This window comes from Micromonospora sp. NPDC048947, from assembly GCF_040649495.1.
Lineage (GTDB): Bacteria > Actinomycetota > Actinomycetes > Mycobacteriales > Micromonosporaceae > Micromonospora > Micromonospora alfalfae.
Map to the genome: position 1 here is coordinate 57,756 of NZ_JBEZFO010000009.1, position 21,254 is coordinate 79,009.

The following is a 21,254-nucleotide window of genomic DNA, read 5'->3' on the forward strand; positions in this document are numbered from 1 at the left end:
GTCGCGCCCAGGTCAGCGGCGGGCGCGGTTGACGGCGCTGGTGACCGCCTTGATCGACGCGGTGACGATGTTGGCGTCGGTGCCGACACCCCAGACCGTCCTGCCGTCCACCTCACACTCCACGTACGCGGCGGCCTGCGCGTCACCACCGGAGGAGAGCGCGTGCTCGTGGTAGTCGAGCACCCGTACGCCCGCCCCGACCGACTGGAGCGCGTTCACGTACGCGTCGATCGGGCCGTTGCCGACCGCGGCGAGGGACCGCTGCTCGCCGCCCACACCGACCTGGGCCTCGATCTCGACCTTCCCGTCCACCGTGCTGATCGTGTAGCCGCTCAGCCGGACCGCCGGGTCGGGCTGGTGGTCGAGCAGGTAGTGCGTCGCGAAGATCTCCCACATGGCGGCCGGGTCGACCTCGCCGCCATCGTGATCGGTGACCTGCTGCACCACCCCGGAGAACTCGATCTGGAGCCGGCGCGGCAGGTCCAGTTGGTGCTCGCTCTTCATGATGTACGCCACGCCGCCCTTGCCGGACTGCGAGTTGACCCGGATGACCGCCTCGTAGGTGCGACCCAGGTCCTTCGGGTCGATCGGCAGGTACGGCACCGCCCAGGTGTGCTCCTCCACCGGCACGCCGGCCGCCTTCGCGTCGGCGGCGAGGGCGTCGAAGCCCTTCTTGATCGCGTCCTGGTGAGAACCGGAGAAGGCGGTGTAGACCAGGTCGCCCGCGTACGGGTGGCGCTCGTGCACCGGCAGTTGGTTGCAGTACTCGACGGCTCGCCGGATCTCGTCGATGTTCGAGAAGTCGATCATCGGGTCGATGCCCTGGGAGAAGATGTTGAGCCCCAGGGTCACCAGGTCGACGTTGCCGGTGCGCTCACCGTTGCCGAACAGGCAGCCCTCGATGCGGTCCGCGCCAGCGAGCATGCCCAGCTCGGCGGCGGCGACGCCGGTGCCCCTGTCGTTGTGCGGGTGCAGGCTCAGCACCACGCTGTCGCGCCGCGGCAGGTGCCGGTGCATCCACTCGATCGAGTCGGCGTACACGTTGGGGGTGGCCATCTCGACGGTGGCCGGCAGGTTGATGATCAGCGGCCGATCCGGGGTCGGGTCGATCACGTCGATCACCCGGGAGCAGACCTCCAGCGCGTACTCCAGCTCGGTGCCCGTGTACGACTCCGGCGAGTACTCGTAGAAGATCTCCGTGTCCGGGGTGTGGATCTCGGCGTACTTCTGGCAGAGCCGCGCCCCGGTGGTGGCGATGTCGGCGATGCCGTCCCGGTCCAGGCCGAAGACCACCCGCCGTTGCAGGGTGGAGGTCGAGTTGTAGAAGTGCACGATGGCCCGCTTCGCGCCGCGCAGCGACTCGAACGTCCTGTCGATCAGGTGCTCCCGGCACTGCGTGAGCACCTGGATGGTGACGTCGTCCGGGATCATGTCGTCTTCGATGAGCTGCCGGACGAAGTCGAAGTCGGTCTGGCTGGCCGACGGGAAGCCGACCTCGATCTCCTTGTAGCCCATCTGGACCAGCAGCTGGAACATCCGGCGCTTGCGCTCGGGCGACATCGGGTCGATCAGGGCCTGGTTGCCGTCGCGGAGATCCACCGCGCACCAGCGAGGGGCGGCCTCGACGGTGCGGGTGGGCCAGGTGCGGTCCGGCAGTTCGACCCGGAACTGCTCCCGGTACGGCTGGTAGCGGTGGTACGGCATCCGGCTCGGGCGTTGCCGGGCGATCGGATCGGTTTCGGCGTCGGTGACAGGTTGAGCCATCTCAGAGTGCTCCCTGGAACATGTGGCGTCAGCAGATCGGAAGGTGTCGGCGAGATGCCGGGCGACGGTGCGCGGCGGTGCCGAGAAGAAACTCGGATGTGCTGGACGGCGCGATGCGACTCCGCGACGAGGTGCCGGCCGGTCAGGCCTCGTCGCGGCGGCTAAGGAGGAGCAGCGCCTGCCACATGACCAGGTCACCCTACGTGATGGAACGGGGGGTGGAAAGACAGGTCCGGACTATGGGACCGGAGTCATGGCCGGCGCTGCGGCCTCGGCACCCAACCGCGGCGTGCGTCCGACCCAGGCCACCGCGGGCACGATCGCCAGCGCGACCAGCACGAAGATCGCTGCCGTCGGTAACCAACCCCACCCGCCGGTGGTCACCCCGAGCGCTGTCAGTCCGGCCGGCGCGATCAGGTACTGCACCTGCACGCCGAGTTCGAGCCCACCCACGTACGCGCCGCGCTGGTCGGCCGGCGGCAGTGTGGCGGTGAGCCCCCAGGTGCCAGCCGACTCGATCAACTCGGCCAGGATCAGCAGCAACGCGGCGGCCACCAGCACCACGACGGTGAGCGCGCCCCGAGTGACGCCGGAAATTGGCAGGGCCAGGCAGAACAGGGCGATCAGCAGTCCACCGCGACGGGAGGCCCGGGCCGCGCCCGCCGCGGTGTCAGCGCCCCGGCTGACACGCACCTGGAGCAGCACGATCAGGACCGTGTTGAGCAGCACCAGAGCCGCAATCACAGTCTTCGGGGCGTCGGTGTGCGTCAGGATCCACAGCGGCATGACCGTCAGGTAGAGCGTCTGGTGCGCGGTGAGCAGCCCGGACAGCACCGACACCGCCATGAACGGCCGATCCCGGAGTACGGCGAGCCGACTCGTCGGCTGCGCGGGTCGGGCCACCTGCGGCAGCCGGGGCAGTCGCCGAACGAAGAGGGCAGTCACGAGGAAGACGGACGAGATGAACCACACCATCCCCCGGTACGCCGTGATGGTGTCCACCGTCAGCACCAGGCCGCTGATCACCGCGCCGAGCCCGAAGCCGACGTTCAGCGACGAGCGCTGGTACGCCATCGCCGTGACCCGTTCGGCTGGCGGGAGCGCGTTGATCGAGTAGACCTGCCGGGCCACGCCGACAGCGGCGTCCACGGCGGCCAGCGCCACCACCACGGCGAGGAACCCCGCGAAGCCGCCCACGAACGGGTAGGTCGCGAACAGCGCCGCGTTGAGCACCAGCCCCACCACCCAGACCCGCTGCGGCCCGTACCGGTCGGTGAGCCCACCCAGCGGCACCGTGCCCAGCAGCGACACCCCCGCCGCGATGGACAGCCCCAACCCGACCTGTGCGGCGCTGAGCCCGAGCGCCCGGGTGAAGAAGACGGCGCTGCCGGCGTGGAACAGGCCGCTTCCTACGGCGTAGACCATTGCCTGCACGGCCAGGGCGCGGGTCAGCCCGGCCGGCGGTACGACGTCTCGAACGACGGTGCGGATTGTTTCTCTGGTCCCCATGTCCGGGGAGTGAAGCGGGCCCCCACCGTTGCGGTCGAGTCTTTTAGGCTGGGCCGAATCCTGCTCCAGGGGGGCGTGTGTCCGAGTTGCGGTTCAGCCTGGCCGACGTGGCGGGAGTACGGCTCGCCGTGTCACCGGTCAACGAGACGGTCATGAGCATGTGGGCGCTGGCCAACCCGGTCCGCTACGCGGTGCACCTGCAGTGGATCGACAGGGCCCGGGTGACGTTGCGTCGTCCGGAGGTGGCCGAACGGGTCCGACCTCTGGTGGGGTTGGCCGTGCCGGGTCGCTGGCTGCCCGACTTCCTCACCCCGGCGGCCCGACCGAACGTGGAGATGGCCGAGCAGCTCGACCAGATCGCCGCGACGCCGCCGGCCGTGGTGGTCGCGGACCTGCTGTCGACCACCTGGCAAAAACCGCTGAGCCCGTTCGGGCGGGCGCTGCTCGCCGACCCCGGCGGGCTGCTGCCGCAGGTCGTCGACGCGGTGCGGGTCTGGTACGACGAGGCGATCGCCCCGGACTGGCAGCGGATGCGGGCGTTGCTCGACGCCGACGTGGCGTACCGGGCCGCCCAACTCGCCGAGAGTGGCGCCGGTCGGTTCTTCGAGCAGCTCCACCCGAGCCTGCGCTGGCACGGCGACCGGGTGATCAGCGACGACACGTTCGGGCGGGACTTCGACCTCCGCGGTCGTGGGCTGGCGCTGAACCCGACAGTGTTCACCGAGCAGCACGTGCTGTGGAACCTGCTGGAGGATTCGCTGCCGGCCGGGGCGTACCCGGTTCGTGCCGTCGGGACGCTCTGGGAGACGAGCGCGTCGCCGCCCGGCGACCCCCTGGCACGGGTGATCGGGCCGGGCCGGACCGCGCTGCTGCACCTGCTTGAGACGGCGCTGACCACCACCGACCTGGCCCGACTCACCGGCATGTCCGCCGGAAATGTCTCCCAGCACCTGGCCGCGCTGCACGGTGCCGGCCTGGTGTCCCGGTCCCGCGAGGGTCGGCACGTGCGCTATCGCAACACCGATGCCGCGGCGGTCCTGCTCCGGGCCAGCCGGGGCGGGTGACCCCGGCGCTCGATCAGCGCAGCAGCAGCTCGGCGACCGGGCGGCGGTGCCGCAGGCTGGTTTCGCGGGCGTGCAGGTCGGCCGGGAGGGCGAACGGGTCCCCGAGTCGGCCGACGGCGGCGACCACCAACGGGCGAACGCCGCCGGGCAGGTCGAGTTCGGTGGAGAGGCCAGCCCGGTCGAACCGGGTGAGCTGGTGCACGTGCAGGCCGAGTGCCGTGGCCTGCACTGTCAGGTGGGCGATCGCCTGCCCCAGGTCGTACGCGGCCCGCTCGGCGTCGAGGCCGGTGTGGGCGCCGACCACCAGGGTCGCGGCGTGCCGGATCCAGATCTGGTCGTCGACCGGGAGGCTGATCAGGATCCGTTTCCAGGTCTCGTCGTCGCGGTGGCCGAGGGCGAACCGCCAGGGCTGTCCGTTCTCCGCCGACGGGGCCCAGCGCGCGGCCTCAAGCAGCGAGGCGGACTCCTCCGGGGTCAGCTCGGCGCTCGGGTCGAAGGCTCGTGGACTCCAGCGGTAGGCGAGCAGCGGGGTGAGGTCGGCCATACACCGGATCGTCCTGTATGGGTGATTCGCCCCTCAGGACGGGGTGGCTGAATGTGGGCAAGAGCACCCGTAACGGGACGAAGATCAGGGCGTTCCCGCGCCCGGGCTCTCCGACGGGTCCGGGGTAGGCGGCGCCGCAGTGTCGAGCGGCTCCCGGTCGATCACCACCGGGCCGGCCAGCTGCACCGTGGCCGGTGCCGGGCCCGGTGCGGCGGCCAGCCTCAACGTCCCGGCCCCGGTCCGAACGCCCGTCGGCGTGCCGTCCTGGTCGTAGCAGTAGATGCCCACGTCCAGCGGGGCGTTGAGCGACGCCGAGGTGGAATCCACCGAGTAGCAGGCGCCGGTGAGGCCCTCGGGCGCGTTGGCCGGGGCGACAGCCAACGGCGCGCGTCGGTCGGTGAGGACGTCCAGCCAACCGGTGAGCAGGTGCTGTACCCGGGGATCCGACCGGCGTGGGATCGCATCGTCGCGATCACCCAGGCGTACGCAACTCGCCGACTCGGTATGACCGGCCGACGGCAGGGCGCACTGGAACAGCCCGTCCGCCGTGCTGGCCATCGACACGTCGGCGGTGCCACCCAGGGCGCCCCCCGGCACGTCCACCCGCCAACTCCCGTCGTTCGCACTGGTGAACACGATGGTGCGGTCCGGTTGACCCGCCTGGCTGTAGACGTACTGAGCCACCAGGTGACGGTCCTGAGCCGCCGCGGCCAGCGCGGCCAGCTCATCCCGTGCGGCGTCCACCTCGACCGGCGCCGGATCGGCGGGCGGCGGTGTCGGAGGCTGCTCACTGGTGCAGGCGACCAGGAGGGCTGGCAGGGCGAGGACGAGCGGCCCGATCACGCGGCCGGCCGAGCGGATGAGGACGGGCACCGGCCCATTCTGGTGGGTGCGGACGGTTGGCGGGTGCCGGTGCGTACCGACCTCGTTCCGGCGTGTCGGGCGGGGCTTCCCGGCGTGCCCGTCCGACCTGGTGGGACCGGCCCGGCCGGGCCCGGCCGGGCCGGATGGTGGGATCACCTGACCCGGCTTCGTTATCCGCCGGATACCCTCATGGGGTCTGACACGCGCCGCCGGCCCCGGTTCCGGCGGCGTCGGCACGCTCAGGGTCGCTGGGAGGGAGTGCACCGTCGTGGCGCTCGTGGTGCAGAAGTACGGCGGGTCCTCCGTCGCCAACGCCGAGCGGATCAAGCGGGTGGCCGAGCGCATCGTCGCCGCCCGCAAGGCCGGCGACGATGTGGTGGTGGTGGTCTCCGCTATGGGCGACACCACCGACGAGCTGCTCGACCTGGCCAACCAGGTGAGCCCGCTGCCGCCGGGCCGCGAGCTGGACATGCTGCTCACCGCCGGGGAGCGGATCTCCATGGCCCTGCTGGCCATGGCCATCCACAACCTGGGGTACGAAGCCCGCTCGTTCACCGGTTCGCAGGCCGGCGTGATCACCACCTCGGTGCACGGCCGCGCCCGGATCATCGACGTCACCCCCGGGCGGCTCAAGGGCGCGCTCGACGAGGGTTCGGTGGTCATCGTGGCCGGCTTCCAGGGCGTCTCGCAGGACACCAAGGACGTCACCACGCTCGGCCGTGGCGGTTCGGACACCACCGCCGTGGCGCTCGCCGCCGCCCTGCACGCCGACGTCTGCGAGATCTACACCGACGTGGACGGCATCTTCACCGCCGACCCACGGATCGTGCCCAACGCCCGGCACATCCAGCAGATCACCTACGAGGAGATGTTGGAGCTGGCCGCCTGCGGCGCGAAGGTGCTGCACCTGCGTAGCGTGGAGTACGCCCGCCGGGCGGGGTTGCCGATCCACGTCCGTTCGTCATACTCGACCAACACCGGCACGATGGTCACCGGATCGATGGAGGACCTTTCCGTGGAGCAGGCACTGATCACCGGGGTCGCGCACGACCGCAGCGAGGCCAAGATCACGATCGTCGGGGTGCCCGACGAGCCGGGTGCCGCCGCGCGGATCTTCGACACCGTCGCCAGCGCCGAGATCAACCTCGACATGATCGTGCAGAACGTCTCCACCGAGGGCACCGGCCGGACGGACATCTCGTTCACCCTGCCCAAGGCCGACGGGCCCACCGCGATGGCGGCGCTCAGCAAGATCCAGGAGCCGGTCAAGTTCAAGGGCCTGCTCTACGACGACCACGTCGGCAAGGTCTCGCTGATCGGCGCGGGCATGCGCTCGCACCCCGGTGTGGCGGCCGGCTTCTTCGCCGCGCTCGGCGCGGCCGGGGTCAACATCGAGATGATCTCCACCTCCGAGATCCGGGTCTCAGTGGTCTGCCGGGACACCGACCTCGACGCCGCCGTCCGCGCCATCCACGACGCGTTCGAGCTGAGCGGCGACACCGAAGCCGTGGTCTACGCGGGGACGGGTAGGTAGCGCCAATGACGGCGCTGCCCACCCTCGCCGTGGTCGGAGCGACAGGTGCCGTCGGCACCGTGATGTGCGAGCTGCTCACCGGGCGACGCAACGTCTGGGGTGAGATCCGGCTGCTCGCCTCCGAGCGCTCCGTCGGGCGCCGGGTGCGCTGCCGGGGCGAGGAACTCGTCGTCCAGGCGCTGACCCCCGAAGCGTTCGACGGGGTCCAGGTGGCAATGTTCGACGTGCCCGACGAGGTCTCCGCCGAGTGGGCGCCGATCGCCGTCGCCCGGGGCGCGATAGCTGTCGACAACTCCGGCGCGTTCCGGATGGACCGCGACGTCCCGCTGGTCGTTCCCGAGATCAACCCCGAGCAGGTCCGCAACCGACCCCGGGGCATCATCGCCAACGCCAACTGCAACACCCTCGCGATGATCGTCGCCGTCGCGCCGCTGCACCGCGAGTACGGCCTACGAGAGCTGGTGCTCGCCTCCTACCAGGCGGTCTCCGGAGCCGGTCAGTCCGGCGTCGACATCCTGCACGACCAGCTCACCAAGGTCGCCGGCGATCGGGCGCTCGGCTCGCGCACCGGCGACGTACGCCAGGCGGTCGGCGACGACCTGGGCCCGTTCCCGGCACCCATGGCGCTCAACGTGGTCCCCTGGGCCGGCTCCCCGGCCGACAGCGGCTGGTCATCGGAAGAGATGAAGATCCGCAACGAGTCGCGGAAGATCCTCGGCCTCCCCGACCTCAAGGTCTCCGCCACCTGCGTCCGGGTGCCGGTGGTCACCGCCCACTCGGTCGCTGTGCACGCGAACTTCGCCACCGAGGTCGACGCCGAGGGCGCCCGCGAGGCGCTGCGCAACGCCCCCGGAGTGATCGTGGTCGACGACCCCGCGGCCGGGGAGTTCCCCATGCCGATCGACGCCGTCGGCACCGACCCGTCCTGGGTCGGCCGGATCCGTCGCGCCCTGGACGACCCCCGCGCCCTCGACTTCTTCGTCACCGGCGACAACCTCCGCAAGGGCGCGGCCCTCAACACCGCCCAGATCGCCGAACTCCTAGCCAAAGAACTCCGCACCCCCTAACCCCGCGCCTCCCCGCGCCCCCGCGCCTCCCCGCGCCCCCGCGCCTCCCCGCGCCCCGCGCCCAGCCCGTCGATCATGGAGTTGTGGTGGGCGGTTTGACACCGACGGCGGCAAATGTCCCCCACCACAAGTGCATGATCGACGGGGTCGGGACGCGGGTCGGGACGCGGGTCTCGACGGGGTCGGGACGGGGGTGGTTTACGCGGCGGAGAGTAGGACGCCGTCCCGGCCTTGGCGTTTGACCGCGTAGAGGGCCTGGTCGGCTCTTTTCAGGGTGCGGTCGGGGGTTTCGCCGGGGCGGGGAAGCGCGACGCCCACGCTGATCGTGCGGCCGATGCGTCGGGCCGCCTCGGTGAGCCGTTCGGCGATCCGGACCGCCTCTTCCGGGCGGCTCACCTCGATCACCGCGACGAACTCGTCGCCGCCGATCCGGTACAACTCGTCGCCGTGCCGAAGCGCCCCCTCCAGCGCCCGGGCCAACCCGACCAGCACCCGGTCGCCGGCCTGGTGACCGTACGTGTCGTTGACGGTCTTGAAGCCGTCCACGTCGATCGCCAGCAGGGCCGTACGCCCGGGGGTGGCCGCAGCGATCCGCTGCCCGAACGGGCCGGTGTGCCGCAACCCGGTCAGCGGGTCGGAGCTGGCCTGCTCCCGCAGCCGGGCCAGCGTGCGCAGACGGTCCACGCTCGTCCAGGACTGCCCGGCGAGCAACTCCATCAGGCTGACAGTTGTCGGGTCCGGGCGCAGGGCGCGTTCGTCGGCGACCAGCAGCACCCCACCGGCGTCCGTCGGCCCGACCGGCACGGCGACCAGCGTCCGTACCCCCGCACGGGTCAGCGGGCGGTAGTCCTCGGTCGGGGGATGCCCGGCCTCGCCCAGCGTGTACCCGGCGCCGTACCGGTGCGCCCGCTCGACCATCCGGTCCAGGGCGGCCGGACCCGCCGCCGCCAGCTCGGCGCGGATCCGGGTCTCCAGGTCGCTCGGCGTCGCCGGGGACGGGCCGAGCTGACCGCCGATCAGCAGCAGTGCGGTGGAGAGGGTGGAGACCTCCCGGGCGGCACGGGCGGCCGCCCCCATCACCTCTCCCTCGGTCGGTGCGGAGGAGAGCGCTGCCGCATGCCGGAGCAGCTTCTCACTGCGGCTCTCCGCAGGTGGGCCACCCAGGGCGGCGATCCGAGCGCCGAGCCCGTCGGCGAGCCGCTGCGCGGTCTCCCGCCACGGCTCCAGGTCGGTCGGCTCACTCCACTGCAGGTCGAGTACGCCGATCGCCCGGCCCGTGGGGTCCAGCACCGGTACGCACAACTCGGCTGTCACATCCGGGCGGACCGGCAGGTAGTCCGGGTCGACGGTGACGTCCGGGACGACGGCGGGAGCGCCGGTCGCGTACACCCGGCCCACGATGCCGGTCCCCGCCGGCACGGTGGCGAAGACCTGCCACGCCCCGGTCGCCGCGACGCAGCGCAGGCGATCGTGGACCGCGAGCAGCACGGAGATGGTCGCCGGGGTGTGGCGGGACAGCGCGGCGACCGTCCACCGACACGCCTCCGGCGTGCTCGACGCCATCGGCAGGCGGACGGTGACGTCACGGATGACTCGCTGATGATCCACTCGCACGTCGTTCCAGGTAGGGGAGGGGCCCGGCCGACGCCGAACCGCTCGATCAAGCGTACTCACGGTGGCTGGGACCGGCCGGGCTTCGTACACACGTGCTATCCACAGGCTGTGGACGCAGCCTGTGGACGCCTGACCCTCCCCCCGGGACGCCGCGACCGGCGATAGCGTGGAGCATCCCGGCGCCGAGGAGGCGAGCCCATGCTCATCGCCCAGCTCAGTGATCCGCACCTGACCACCGGCCTGCTCGCCGCCGAACCGGCCGCCGGGTTGCACCGAGCGCTCGGCCGGGTGCTGGCATTGCGACCCCGACCGGACTGCGTGGTGATCAGCGGCGACCTGGCCGACCACGGCCAGCCCGACGAGTACGTGGCGCTGCGCGAGGTGATCGGCCGCTTCCCGCTGCCGGTGCACCTGACCACCGGCAACCATGACGACCGGGAGGCCCTGCTCGACACGTTCGGCGGCACACCGTTGCTCGGCGGCGGCTTCTCCGCCTACTACCACGTCGACCACGAGGCGGCGTCCGTCGTGGTGCTCGACTCGCTCGTCCCCGGCAGCGACGGCGGCCGACTCGGCGAGGAACAGCTCGGCTGGCTCGACGGGGTGCTGGCCGGGCGGCCCGAGGTACCCGCCGTGATCTTCCTGCACCACCCGCCGGTCGCTGTCGGCATCCCCGTTGCCGACTCCATCCGGCTTGCCGACGGCGACGCGCTCGCCGAGGTGATCGGCCGGCACCGGCACGTGGTGCGGGTCGGCGCCGGCCACCTCCACCGCCCGGTCACCACGGCGTACGCGGGCACTGTCCTCACCGTGGCGCCCAGCACGTGGAAGCAGAGCACGCTCACCATGAGCGCCGACGAGCAGATCGGTTGGGTCAACGAACCCACCGCCTTCCTGCTGCACTCGGTCGAAGCCGGTGGCTGCGTGACCCACACCGTGCAGGTGAGCCACTCCGCCGGGCAGACCGGTGGCTTCTGAGGGGTCGTCGTGCTGGCCTGGTACGTCTCGTACGGTTCGAACATGCACGCCGCCCGGCTGGGCTGGTACATCGGTGGCGGCTGCCCACCCGGCGGAAAGCGGACGTACCCGGGCTGCCGCGACCGGCGTCCACCCAGCCGATCGGCACCCGTGTCGCTGCCCGGCGGCATCTACTTCGCCGGCGAGTCCGGCGCCTGGACCGGCGGCATGGCCTTCTACGACCCGCACCTGTCGGGCGAGGCCGCAGCCCGCGCCTACCTGGTCACCCTGGAGCAGTTCACCGACATCGCGGCCCAGGAGATGTACCGCCCGCCGGGCGACACCACCGAGCTGATCCCGGCGACCGGCGCGGCCATCGACGCCGCCGTAGCCGACGGACGGGCCACACTCGGCCCGGGGCGGTACGAGACGCTGATCTGCCCAGGCAGCCGCGACGGTGTACCGATGCTCACCTTCACCGCCCCCGAGGGGGCGTCAGCCGTGCCGTGCCGGCCTCCCGCGCCGATCTACCTCGGCATGATCGCCCGAGGGCTGCGCGAGTCGCACGGCTGGCCCGCCGAGCGGATCGCCACCTACCTGGCCGCCCGGCCCGGCGTAGCGGGCGCCTGGCCACCGGACGCCGTCGCAGCCCTGGTCGACAAGGCGCTGGCTGACGGCTGAGCCGACGATCTCCCGCCGGCTCGCGCCTCGGCGCCCGCAGGTGCGGTCAACCGAGCAGGAACTCGCGCAGCGCGGGGGCCAGCGTCGTCGCTGGCACGTCGTGATAACCGCCGTCGAGGCTCACGGACCGGCCGCCCGGCACGGCCTCGGCCGCCGCCCGACTCGCATCCCGCAACCACTGTGGACTGCCGGTGCTGTCCACCGCGAGGGTCGGCGCGGTGATGGCCGCCAGCCGCTCGGCCGGGAGTCGCCCTCCGGCGGTGACGATCGCGTCGTACACCAGTGTGTGCGCGACCGCCGTGAGCCCACCCCACATCGGTTGCGACCGCATCCCGGCGATCTGCTCGGCCGGCAGCCCCACCGAGGCGCTGAGGAAGATCTCCACAGCGCCGTCCCGGTCATCGGCGGCGATCAGCTCGATGAGCTGCGGGGTGATGTCCTTGCGGACACCCACGTGTGGGCCGACCTGGAACGGTGGCTCGAACATGACCAACGTGGTCACCGGCAGGCCCTGTGCGGTGGCGAGGGCGGCCAGGACGGCACCGGAGGAGATGCCGTAGACGGCGGCGGAACCACCCGCCGCCGCGATCAGGGCGGCAAGGTCGTCGATCTCGCGGCCGACCTCGTACGGTGGGGTGTCGCCGCTGTAGCCCCGACCGCGACGGTCATAGCTGAAGGCGGTGAAATCCGGCGCCAGTGCCGCACCCAGGTCACGGGTCGCGTTGCGATCGCTGAACGCGCCGCCGACGAGGACGACCGCCGGCCCGGCACCGGACCGCTCGAACGCGATGGGTGTGCCGTCGACCGATCGAACCTGCTCCGCCACTGGTGTCGTTCCGCTCACGATGCCGTCCCCATTCCTCGTAGTCGTCCCGTCCTTTCTAGACCCCGGCTCCGACGTTGTCCGGCAGACCGCGCTAAACGATGATCGATAGCGGCCTCGGCGTACGCGCTGCTCCGATGCGCTGCCCGGGTCGACCGGCGGGCGTCCGGATGAGAGGCTGTCGGGGCGGGGGCCAAGCTCAACCACCGTCATCCGCGACCCTTTCGACGGCGTCCGTCGGCGGCCCAGGTCGACCCAGAGGCCGGGCACCGCACACGCCGATTCTCACAAGGAGATCCATGTTCATACCCGGGATGCGTCGGGCCGCTGTCGGCCTGACCGCGCTCGCGGTGGCCGCTTTCGGCGCGGTCGCCACCAGCCCTGAGCAAGCCGACGCGCGGCCGAAGCCGGTCGACGTCACCCTGCTCGCCCTCAACGACTTCCACGGCAACCTCGAACCGCCGAGCGGGTCCAGCGGCACCATCGCCGGGCAGACCGCGGGTGGCGTCGAGTACCTGGCCACCCACCTTGCCGAGCTGCGCGCCGCAGCCAAGAAGAAGAACACCATCACCGTCGCCGCCGGCGACCTGATCGGTGCGTCCCCGCTGCTCTCCGCCGCGTTCCACGACGAGCCGACCATCGAGGCGCTGAGCATGGCCGGGCTGGACTACGCCAGCGTCGGCAACCACGAGTTCGACGAAGGCGCCGCCGAGCTGCTGCGAATCCAGAACGGCGGCTGCCACCCGGTGGACGGCTGCATCGACGGCACCCCGTACCGGGGGGCCGGCTTCCAGTACCTGTCCGCGAACGCCTTCAAGACCGCCACCGGCAAGCCACTGATGGCGCCGTACGCGATCCACAAGGTGCAGGGCGTCAAGGTCGGCTTCATCGGCATGACCCTGGAAGGCACCCCGCAGATCGTCAGCCAGCAGGGCGTCGCCGGCCTCAGCTTCGCCGACGAGGCGGACACCGCCAACCGGTACGCGCGCGAGCTGCGCCGCAAGGGCGTACAGGCGATCGTCGTCCTGCTGCACGAGGGTGGCACCCAGGCCGCGACCGGCGGGATCAACGACTGCGTCGGCATGACCGGCCCCATCGTGGACATCACCAACCGGATGGATCCGTCGATCGACGTGGTGGTCAGCGGGCACACCCACCAGGCGTACAACTGCGACATCAACGGCAAGCTGGTCACCAGCGCCAGCTCGTTCGGTCGCCTGGTCACCGACATCGACCTCAAGATCGACCGTCGGAGCGGCGACGTGATCTCCGCCGCCGCGAACAACGTGGTGGTCACCCGCGACGTCGCCAAGGACCCGAAGCAGACCGCGCTGATCGACCGGTACAAGACGGTGCTCGGGCCGGTCGCCGACCGCCAGGTCGGTGAGACCACCGAGGCCATCACCAAGACCCAGGAAACCCTCTTCGGTACGAGTCTGGGCGAATCGCCACTGGGCAACGTGATCGCCGACGCGCAACTCGCGGCCACCGACGACGAACAGAACGCAGTCGCCGCCTTCATGAACCCGGGCGGGGTCCGGGCCGACCTCAACGCCGGCCCGGTCACCTACGAAGAGGCGTTCACCGTTCAGCCGTTCGCCAACAACCTGGTGACGCTGGACCTCACCGGCGCGCAGCTCTACTGCGTACTGGAGCAGCAGTTCGTGACCGGCCGGACCCTGTACCCGTCGGCCACCGTGGGCTACGTGGTCGACCCGAACGGCACCACCGGTACGGTCGCCGACCCGTGCGCCGGCACCCGCGTGGTCCGCGGCAGCCTCACCCTCGGCGGCACCGCCGTCGACACCGCCACCACCTACCGGGTGACGGTGAACAACTTCCTCGCCGGCGGAGGCGACGGATTCAGCGCCCTCACCGGCGGCACGAACCTGGTCACCGGCCAGATCGACCTGGACGCCTTCGTCGACTACCTGACCGCCCAGTCGCCGGTCTCCGCACCGACGCTGGACCGGATCCGCACCACCGCCGAGGTCCCCGCCGCCTGACGGCCGACCCAGCGACATCGGGCCCCGGAGCACCAGCTCCGGGGCCCGACCCGTCCCCGACGTCGCCTGCCCGCGCCTGCGCTTGTCCGTTCCTGCGCCTGCGCTTGTGCCTGTACTTGTCTGTGCCTGCGCCTGCGCTTGTGCCTGTACTGTCCGTGCCTGCGCCTGCGCCTGCGCTTGTGCCTGTACTTGTCCGTGCCTGTGCTTGTCAGTGCCTGCGCTTGTCAGTGCCTGCGCTTGTCAGTGCCTGCGCTTGCCTGTGCCTGCGCTTGCCTGTGCCTGCGCTTGCCTGTGCCTGCGCTTGCCTGTGCCTGTGCCCGCCTGCCGCCTGCCGCTCCGCTCGTGCACGCCCCACCGGGCAAGATCGCGCTCGAACATGGATGTAGTGGCATCGGTGCGCGGGGATGCCACTACATCCAGGATTGAGCGTGATCTTGGTGCGGGGTGCGGGGTGCGGGGTGCGGGGTGCGGGGTGCGGGGTGCGGGGTGCGGCGGGCGGCGTGGGGTGCGCGCGGCGAGGGCGCGGGGTAGGGAGGGGTGTTCGAGGTCAGGCGGGGGCGGGCGTGGGGGTGGGGGATGTCGGGGTGGTCGTCGCGAGGCCGTCCTGCTCCGTGGTGAGCAGCCGGCGCAGGGAGAGCGCGACCAGCGAAGCCACCAAGCAGCCGCCGACAACCGTCGCCACCCAGACCATGCCGTTGGCAGCGCCGATGAGTGGGCCGGCGGTCACTGGGCCGATCACACCGCTGATTCCGAAGATCATTGAACTCATGGCGTTGTACCGGCCGCGCAGCTCGTCGGTGGCCAGCGCGTTGGTGAGTGCGGGCATCACCGGGGACAGCATCGTCTCGCCGAAACCGAAGATCGCCGAGCAGAGCACCACGCACAGGGCGGCCAGCACGGCGTTCTCGGCACTGACCAGGCCGGCCACGCCGAGGACCAGCCAGGCGGCGGCGAACACAGCTCCCACAACTGCCAACGCCCGGGTGCGGCTGCGCCCCTCGATCCGCCGGATGACCAGCAGTTGCGCGAGCACGATCATCACGGTGTTGGCCGCGAGTGCCCAGGCCACTACCCGCGGGTTCACCTCGGCCACCCGCACCGCGTACGCGGCGAAGCCCACCTCCACCTGCGCGTAGCCGCAGGTGGTGAGGATCAGCCCGAAGATCACCAGCCGCCGGAACGGGCGGTCGCGGAGCACGGTCAGGTAGCCACCGGCTGACGGTTCGTCGACGCCTCGACGTTTGCCGAGTCGGTGGCCCACCCCGGGCAGGGTGAGCAGGATCAGCGCCGGCATCAGGTAGGTCACCGCGTCCAGCAGGTAGATCGCCTGGAAGGTGCCGGGCCGGGCGGTGTCGACGATCGCGCCGGAGGTCATGCCACCGATGCCGATGCCGAGGTTGAGCAGGGCGAAGTTCAACCCGAAGACGCGTTGCCGCTCGTCGTCGTCGGTCAGCGATGCGAGGATGGTGTTCTGCCCGGACCAGATCGCGGAGCTGCCGATGGCGATCACCGTCATCACCAGCAGGGCTGAGCCGGTCGAGTGGACCAGCGCCAACGAGCCGGTGCCGATCGCCTCGATCACGAGACAGGGCACCACCACCCGGCGGGCGCCGATCCGGTCGATCAGCGTCCCGCCCAGCGGCGACAGGGCCAGGGTGACCACGCCGTACCAACCGATGACGAGCCCGGCGCGGGTGTCGGTGAGCCCGCGTACGTCGGTCAGGTAGATGAACAGGAACGGCAGGGTCAGACCGCGCCCGATCGCCGACAGCAGGGTGCCGATCAGGAGTCGGCGAGCTTCCGAACGGCGGGGCAGGGCACGACGCAGCATGCCGGCATTCTGTGCGGTGGGTCTGACGCCGCGCGAACCGTTTTGGCCACGCCTCGCGGTCACCGGGATCAACTGGTGACCAATCCCACGTTGATCCACTGGCTGTGATGGCTGTCGGTTGGTGTCCGCCGGGTCTGCGATGCTGGCGCGATGACCGGCACCTGGCGACATCTGCCCGCTACCGCCCGCGCCATCGCGGTGACCGCAACGACGGCCGTCGCCGCCGCCCAGGCACGCGACGGTCAGGCGTACGACGAGGCGGTCGGCGGTCTCGCCGCTGACGAGCGTTCCGGCCTGGTGCTCGGCGCGGTGGTCCGGTTGCTGTTGGAGGAGAGCCATCCGGACGGGTTGACCGGCGACGACATCCGCCAGGTGTTGACCCGCTGCGTGCAGGAGTCGACGCGGTGGCGAACGGATGTCGACCCGCACGTGGTGCTCGTTCTGCTGGCCGGCGCGCTGGGGGTGTACGACCCCGACGGCGACGAGTCACCGCCGGACGCGGCGGCGCTGGCCCGACACGCTCCGCTGCTGGTGGCCGACCTGTTGGCGGCGACAAGTGTGCCCTTGGACGACTACCTGGCAGCCGCGTTCGCGGAGATCGAACGCACCGAGCGGCAGGACTGACCGGCCGCGCCACCTCGAACGGCGTGGCGCGGACCGCCGTCACCGTGTCAGCGGTCATCCGAACACCATCACTCCTGGTTCCAGGTGTCGGTCTCGGTTGTCCGCTGCGCACCCTGCTGTACCGGTTCTGTGACGTCAACTCGACTCATGACTGCCGGGGTATTTAATTGCGTCGATTATGGAGAGATGGTTCGGGTCTTTCCGCGTGGGCGTCGGCGCGTCGTCACGTGGGTGATGGCGGCGAGTGCCTGCGCGGTGGTGGCGGTGTTGTTGTGGTGGAACCCATTTGCTTGGCGGGCGCCGCAGTGGGGGTGGGCCGTAGCGGAGCAGGCCAGTTGGTTGGCGGGGATTGTTGGCGGGGTCTTCGCGCTCGTTGCCGTGCTGGATGCACGCTTGACGGCTTGGTCGGAGCGTCGGCGGATAGGACGCCCACCAGTGCCGGGGGGTGGGGTACGGGTTGGCCTGGTGCCCCAGTTGGCGGCCTGGTTTCAGGACCGGGCTGCCGGTGTTGATTTGGTCAGGGCTGCGAAGGCTGGCCGTACGGCTGCACTGACGCAGGTGTTGTCGGGCATGGGGGGCGTGGGCAAGACGCAGTTGGCGGCTCAGTTCGTGCGGCATCTGGAGTCCACTGGTGAGGTGGACGTGCGGGTCTGGGTGACTGCGTCGAGCGAGGATGCGATCGTCGTTAGTTATTCCGAGGCGGCGCGGGCGGTGGGTGTCGCGCTGGTAGATGCTGATGATCAGTCTGCGGCGCAGCGGTTGATGGAGTGGTTCGGGCGCACTGACCGTCGGTGGTTGGTGGTATTGGACAACCTTGATGCCCCGGGGGATGCCGCCCGGTGGTGGCCGCCGGACAGTCGGCACGGCCGCACAATCGTCACCACCCGGCGGCGGGATGCTGTCCTGGACACCGACCGCCGGTCGTTGGTCGAGGTTGACCTGTTCACTCCTGGCGAAGCGGTCGCCTACCTCCGCTCGGCCATTGGTGCTGGCGTCGACCAGGAACCGGAGCTGGAGGGACTGGCTGCCGAATTGGAGTATCTGCCGATAGCGGCAGCCCAAGCCGCCGCGTTCATTCGTGACCGCGCTATCGATGCTTCCGTCTACCGGGCGCGGTTGGCCGATCGACATAAGCAGTTGGCTGACCTGGTTCCCCCGGAGGATGCGTTACCCGATGACCAGCGCACAGTTGCTGGTGCCATTTGGTCGCTTTCCATCGATGCGGCGGACAGCCACCCGCCTTCGGGATTAGCTAGGCGGGTGCTGGAGCTGGCCGCGGTGCTGGATCCGAACGGCATCCCGGACGCGCTATTCAAGACCGACGCGGTTACCGCCCATCTGACGCGGATCAGTGGCCGCGATGTCACCACCGAAGAGGTCTGGGATGCTCTGCGGAACCTGCACCGCCTCCACCTGGTCACCCACGACCCGGCCACCGGCCAAACTCGCGTGCACGCCCTGATTCAACGTGTCACCCGCGATGACCTCGACGCTCCACGACTGAGGGCTACCGCCCGCACTGCGGCTGACGGACTGCTGGAAATCTGGCCCAACATCGACCGCGAATCTCGCTATACCCACATTCTGCGTGAGAACGCCGTTGTGCTTCATGCCTGCAGCGGTGGCGCTCTGTTGAAGGCTGACGTGCATAGCTTGCTGTTCCGCAACCTCGACAGCCTCGGCTACAGCGGCCAGGCTGCCGCCGCCAAGGCCGGGTCGGAGCGGCTGCTTGCCGAAGTGTTGCGCGTCCTCGGTCCCAACCACCCCGGCACCCTCGCCACCCGCTACCACCTTTCGCACTGGCGTGGAGAAGCTGGTGACGCGAGCGGCGCCGTCACCGCCTTCGAGCGAGTGCTCATCGACATGCTGCGCGTCCTCGGCCCTGAGCACCCCTACGTCCTCGCCACCCGCCATACCCTCGCCTACTGGCGTGGCAAGACCGGTGACGCGAGCGGCGCCGTCGCCGCCTTCGAGCAAGTGCTCACCAACATCCTGCGCGTCCGCGGTCCCGACCACCCCAACACCCTCGCCACCCGCCACAACCTCGCCTACTCGCGTGGGAAAGCTGGTGATCCGAGCGGCGCCGTCGCCGCCTTTGAGCAAGTGCTCATCGACATGCTGCGCGTCCACGGTCCCGACCACCCCGACACCCTCACCACGCGCAGCACCCTCGCCGGTTGGCGTCTCGAAGCTGGTGACCTCAGCGGTGCCGTCACCGCCTTGGAGCACCTGCTCACCGACCGGCTGCGCGTGCTAGGTCCGGATCACCCCGACACCCTCACCACCCGCCACAACCTCGCCTACTGGCGTGGCGAAGCTGGTGACCCGAGCGGCGCCGTCGCCGCCCTCGAGCAAGTGCTCACCGACATGCTGCGCGTCCGCGGTCCCGACCACCCCAGCACCCTCGCCGCCAGCGAGGCCCTTGCCTACTGGAAACGCAAGCACTCCGGCACCACAGGCACCTAGCCGGTCTACCGTCATCAGCTTCGCCGGTGCCGCTCCAGGACGCGGCGCTCATGGATCGCATCTTCGCGCCGGCTGCTGAGGCGTGGTCACTCAGTTGGTCACCCATGACGCACCAGAGGGCACATCCATCGAGTGGATGTGCCCTCTGACCTCGGTCGGGGTGGCCGGATTCGAACCGACGACCTCTTCGTCCCGAACGAAGCGCGCTACCAAGCTGCGCCACACCCCGAGGCGTGCCGACAAATAGTAGCCCACCCGCCCCGATGGTCAAACTCGGTACCCCCGCCGTCCGGACTCCTCGGGCGCGATCGCCGGCTGGGCCGGGTGGTGATCGACTCGGGTTCACGGAAGCCGGGCTGTCGATGGGACCAGGACACCCCGGCTTTCAGGAACCCGAGTCGATCAACGACTGCTGGCTGGTCTCGCGGCGGCGGGCGCGCAGCGGTCAGCGGGGGATGAGGGTCAGGATGCTGGCCTCCGGGGGGCAGGAGAAACGGATCGGGGCGGTCGGGTGGGTGCCGAGGCCGGCGGAGACGTGCAGCCAGGAGTCCGAGCCCGGCCACCGGTGCAGGCCGCGCGCCATCGAGCGGGGCAGGCCGCAGTTGGTCACGAGCGCTCCGAAGCCGGGTACGCAGACCTGCCCGCCGTGGGTGTGCCCGGCCAGCAGCAGCCCGAAGCCGTCCGCCGCCATCTGGTCGAGCACCCGTGGCTCGGGTGAGTGCGTCAGCGCGATGGAGAGGTCTGCCGAGGACGACACCGCGCCGGCAACGGAGGGGTAGTCGTCCCGGTCGATGTGCGGGTCGTCGACGCCGACCAGGTCGAGCTGCCGGCCGCCGGCCTTCAGCATGGTCCGGGCGTTGTTGAGGTCCGCCCAGCCGGCGCCGGTGAAGACCTGACGCAGCTCCTCGTAGGGCAGGTCGACGCCCTCGGTGTACTCCCGGTCGGGCAGGAAGTAGGTGAAGGGGTTCTTCAGCACCGGCCCGGTGTAGTCGTTGGAGCCGAACACGAACGCACCCGGGTAGTCCAGCAGTGGTTGCAGGGCCCGCAGCACCCCGGGCACCGCGCCTGGGTGCGCCATGTTGTCGCCGGTCACCACCACCAGGTCGGGGTCGAGGGCGGCCAGCGACGCCACCCAGCGCTGCTTGCGCGCCTGGTCGGGCATCATGTGCAGGTCCGAGAGGTGCAGCACGCGCAGCGGTTCCGCGTCGGCCGGGAGCACCGGCACGTCGTACCGCCGGAGGGTGAACATATTGCGCTCGATGAGCGACGCGTACGCGAGGGTGGCCGCGCCGATCGTGGCGGTTCCGGCGGCGAGCCGGAATAGTGTGCGCTTTCGCATGGCGTTCAGGGTAGTTTGACCGTCCATGAGCACGCTGAAGGACCGCCTCACTGCCGACATGCGTTCCGCGCTCAAGGCGCGCGACGAGCTGACCACCTCCACCCTGCGGATGGCCCTGGCCGCCGTCGGCACCGCCGAGGTCGCCGGCAAGGCCAAGCGCGAGCTCACCGATGACGAGGTGCTCGCGGTGCTGACCAAGGAAGCCAAGAAGCGTCGGGAGGCGGCCACCGCCTTCGCCGACGCCGGCCGCGCCGAGCAGGCCGCGAAGGAGAGCGCCGAGGGCGAGGTGTTGGACCGCTACCTGCCCAGGCAGCTCTCGGACGCCGAGCTGGCCGAGCTGGTGTCGGGGGCGCTCGCCGCGGGCGGCTTCACCGGCAAGGCCCAGATGGGCCCGGCGATGAAGGCGGCCCAGGCCGCGGTGGCGGGCCAGGCCGAGGGTGGCCGGGTGGCTGCCGAGGTACGCCGACAGCTCGGTCTCTGACTCACCGGGTCCGTGGCGCGGCACGAGCGTCGTAGCCGCCAGCGGGTCCGGACAGACGAAACGGGCGGGCACCCGAGGAGGGTGCC

The 21,254-nt window shown here is 70.7% G+C and carries 17 protein-coding genes and 1 tRNA gene; 9 read left to right on the forward strand and 9 right to left on the reverse strand.

The genetic code is table 11. The annotated features are described in order from the left end of the window. Window positions 1-12 precede the first annotated feature (12 nt). Window positions 13-1,764 carry a 2-isopropylmalate synthase gene (gene leuA, locus AB0B98_RS15065; RefSeq protein ID WP_357363103.1) on the reverse strand — a complete coding sequence of 584 codons (1,752 nt, stop codon included), beginning with the start codon at window positions 1,762-1,764 and terminating at the stop codon, window positions 13-15. Between the two features lie 237 nt (window positions 1,765-2,001). Further along, window positions 2,002-3,273 carry an MFS transporter gene (locus AB0B98_RS15070; protein WP_357363105.1) on the reverse strand — a complete coding sequence of 424 codons (1,272 nt, stop codon included), beginning with the start codon at window positions 3,271-3,273 and terminating at the stop codon, window positions 2,002-2,004. A 77-nt stretch (window positions 3,274-3,350) separates the two neighbouring features. On the opposite strand from AB0B98_RS15070, the gene AB0B98_RS15075 reads away from it, so the two are divergent. Then, complete coding sequence (locus tag AB0B98_RS15075; RefSeq protein WP_238667276.1) at window positions 3,351-4,337, forward strand: ArsR family transcriptional regulator; 987 nt, start codon at window positions 3,351-3,353, stop codon at window positions 4,335-4,337. Window positions 4,338-4,350: 13 nt separating this feature from the next. Here AB0B98_RS15075 and AB0B98_RS15080 read toward each other — a convergent pair whose 3' ends face one another. Then, on the reverse strand, window positions 4,351-4,881 hold the full coding sequence (locus AB0B98_RS15080) for a nitroreductase family protein (protein WP_238667275.1): 531 nt from the start codon (window positions 4,879-4,881) through the stop codon (window positions 4,351-4,353). 84 nt (window positions 4,882-4,965) lie between these two features. Further along, on the reverse strand, window positions 4,966-5,754 hold the full coding sequence (locus AB0B98_RS15085; RefSeq protein ID WP_238667274.1) for a hypothetical protein: 789 nt from the start codon (window positions 5,752-5,754) through the stop codon (window positions 4,966-4,968). A 259-nt stretch (window positions 5,755-6,013) separates the two neighbouring features. Between AB0B98_RS15085 and AB0B98_RS15090 the strand changes: the two genes are divergently transcribed. Together AB0B98_RS15090 and AB0B98_RS15095 are read left to right on the forward strand one after the other, a co-directional pair. Then, a complete protein-coding gene (locus AB0B98_RS15090; protein ID WP_238667273.1) occupies window positions 6,014-7,279 on the forward strand; it encodes an aspartate kinase in 1,266 nt (421 codons plus the stop codon). Window positions 7,280-7,284: 5 nt separating this feature from the next. Next, on the forward strand, window positions 7,285-8,346 hold the full coding sequence (locus AB0B98_RS15095) for an aspartate-semialdehyde dehydrogenase (RefSeq protein WP_357363108.1): 1,062 nt from the start codon (window positions 7,285-7,287) through the stop codon (window positions 8,344-8,346). Between the two features lie 198 nt (window positions 8,347-8,544). On the opposite strand, the gene AB0B98_RS15100 is transcribed toward AB0B98_RS15095, so the two are convergent. Further along, a complete protein-coding gene (locus AB0B98_RS15100) occupies window positions 8,545-9,954 on the reverse strand; it encodes a sensor domain-containing diguanylate cyclase (protein WP_357363110.1) in 1,410 nt (469 codons plus the stop codon). 204 nt (window positions 9,955-10,158) lie between these two features. On the opposite strand from AB0B98_RS15100, the gene AB0B98_RS15105 reads away from it, so the two are divergent. Both AB0B98_RS15105 and AB0B98_RS15110 read left to right on the forward strand, forming a co-directional pair. Beyond that, on the forward strand, window positions 10,159-10,938 hold the full coding sequence (locus AB0B98_RS15105; RefSeq protein WP_238667270.1) for a phosphodiesterase: 780 nt from the start codon (window positions 10,159-10,161) through the stop codon (window positions 10,936-10,938). A gap of 9 nt (window positions 10,939-10,947) precedes the next feature. Beyond that, window positions 10,948-11,598 (forward strand): histone deacetylase, encoded by a 651-nt coding sequence (locus tag AB0B98_RS15110; protein WP_357363112.1) that lies wholly within the window; start codon window positions 10,948-10,950, stop codon window positions 11,596-11,598. A gap of 46 nt (window positions 11,599-11,644) precedes the next feature. On the opposite strand, the gene AB0B98_RS15115 is transcribed toward AB0B98_RS15110, so the two are convergent. Continuing rightward, on the reverse strand, window positions 11,645-12,442 hold the full coding sequence (locus AB0B98_RS15115; protein ID WP_357285068.1) for an alpha/beta hydrolase: 798 nt from the start codon (window positions 12,440-12,442) through the stop codon (window positions 11,645-11,647). Between the two features lie 278 nt (window positions 12,443-12,720). Between AB0B98_RS15115 and AB0B98_RS15120 the strand changes: the two genes are divergently transcribed. Further along, window positions 12,721-14,427, forward strand: a complete 1,707-nt coding sequence (locus AB0B98_RS15120; protein WP_357363114.1) for a bifunctional metallophosphatase/5'-nucleotidase — start codon at window positions 12,721-12,723, stop codon at window positions 14,425-14,427. A gap of 547 nt (window positions 14,428-14,974) precedes the next feature. Here the strand turns inward: AB0B98_RS15120 and AB0B98_RS15125 are convergent. Beyond that, window positions 14,975-16,258 carry an MFS transporter gene (locus tag AB0B98_RS15125; RefSeq protein ID WP_357363116.1) on the reverse strand — a complete coding sequence of 428 codons (1,284 nt, stop codon included), beginning with the start codon at window positions 16,256-16,258 and terminating at the stop codon, window positions 14,975-14,977. 150 nt (window positions 16,259-16,408) lie between these two features. Here AB0B98_RS15125 and AB0B98_RS15130 point away from each other — a divergent pair, with 150 nt between their 5' ends. Both AB0B98_RS15130 and fxsT read left to right on the forward strand, forming a co-directional pair. Continuing rightward, complete coding sequence (locus AB0B98_RS15130; RefSeq protein WP_357363118.1) at window positions 16,409-16,882, forward strand: hypothetical protein; 474 nt, start codon at window positions 16,409-16,411, stop codon at window positions 16,880-16,882. A gap of 465 nt (window positions 16,883-17,347) precedes the next feature. After that, the gene (gene fxsT / locus AB0B98_RS15135; RefSeq protein WP_357363119.1) at window positions 17,348-19,348 is read left to right on the forward strand and encodes an FxSxx-COOH system tetratricopeptide repeat protein; all 2,001 of its coding nucleotides are present in this window, start codon (window positions 17,348-17,350) and stop codon (window positions 19,346-19,348) included. 155 nt (window positions 19,349-19,503) lie between these two features. Here fxsT and AB0B98_RS15140 read toward each other — a convergent pair. Beyond that, window positions 19,504-19,577, reverse strand: a tRNA-Pro gene (locus AB0B98_RS15140). A gap of 216 nt (window positions 19,578-19,793) precedes the next feature. Beyond that, window positions 19,794-20,687 carry a metallophosphoesterase gene (locus tag AB0B98_RS15145; protein WP_357363121.1) on the reverse strand — a complete coding sequence of 298 codons (894 nt, stop codon included), beginning with the start codon at window positions 20,685-20,687 and terminating at the stop codon, window positions 19,794-19,796. Between the two features lie 25 nt (window positions 20,688-20,712). Between AB0B98_RS15145 and AB0B98_RS15150 the strand changes: the two genes are divergently transcribed. Continuing rightward, complete coding sequence (locus AB0B98_RS15150) at window positions 20,713-21,168, forward strand: GatB/YqeY domain-containing protein (protein WP_357363123.1); 456 nt, start codon at window positions 20,713-20,715, stop codon at window positions 21,166-21,168. Window positions 21,169-21,254 lie beyond the last annotated feature (86 nt).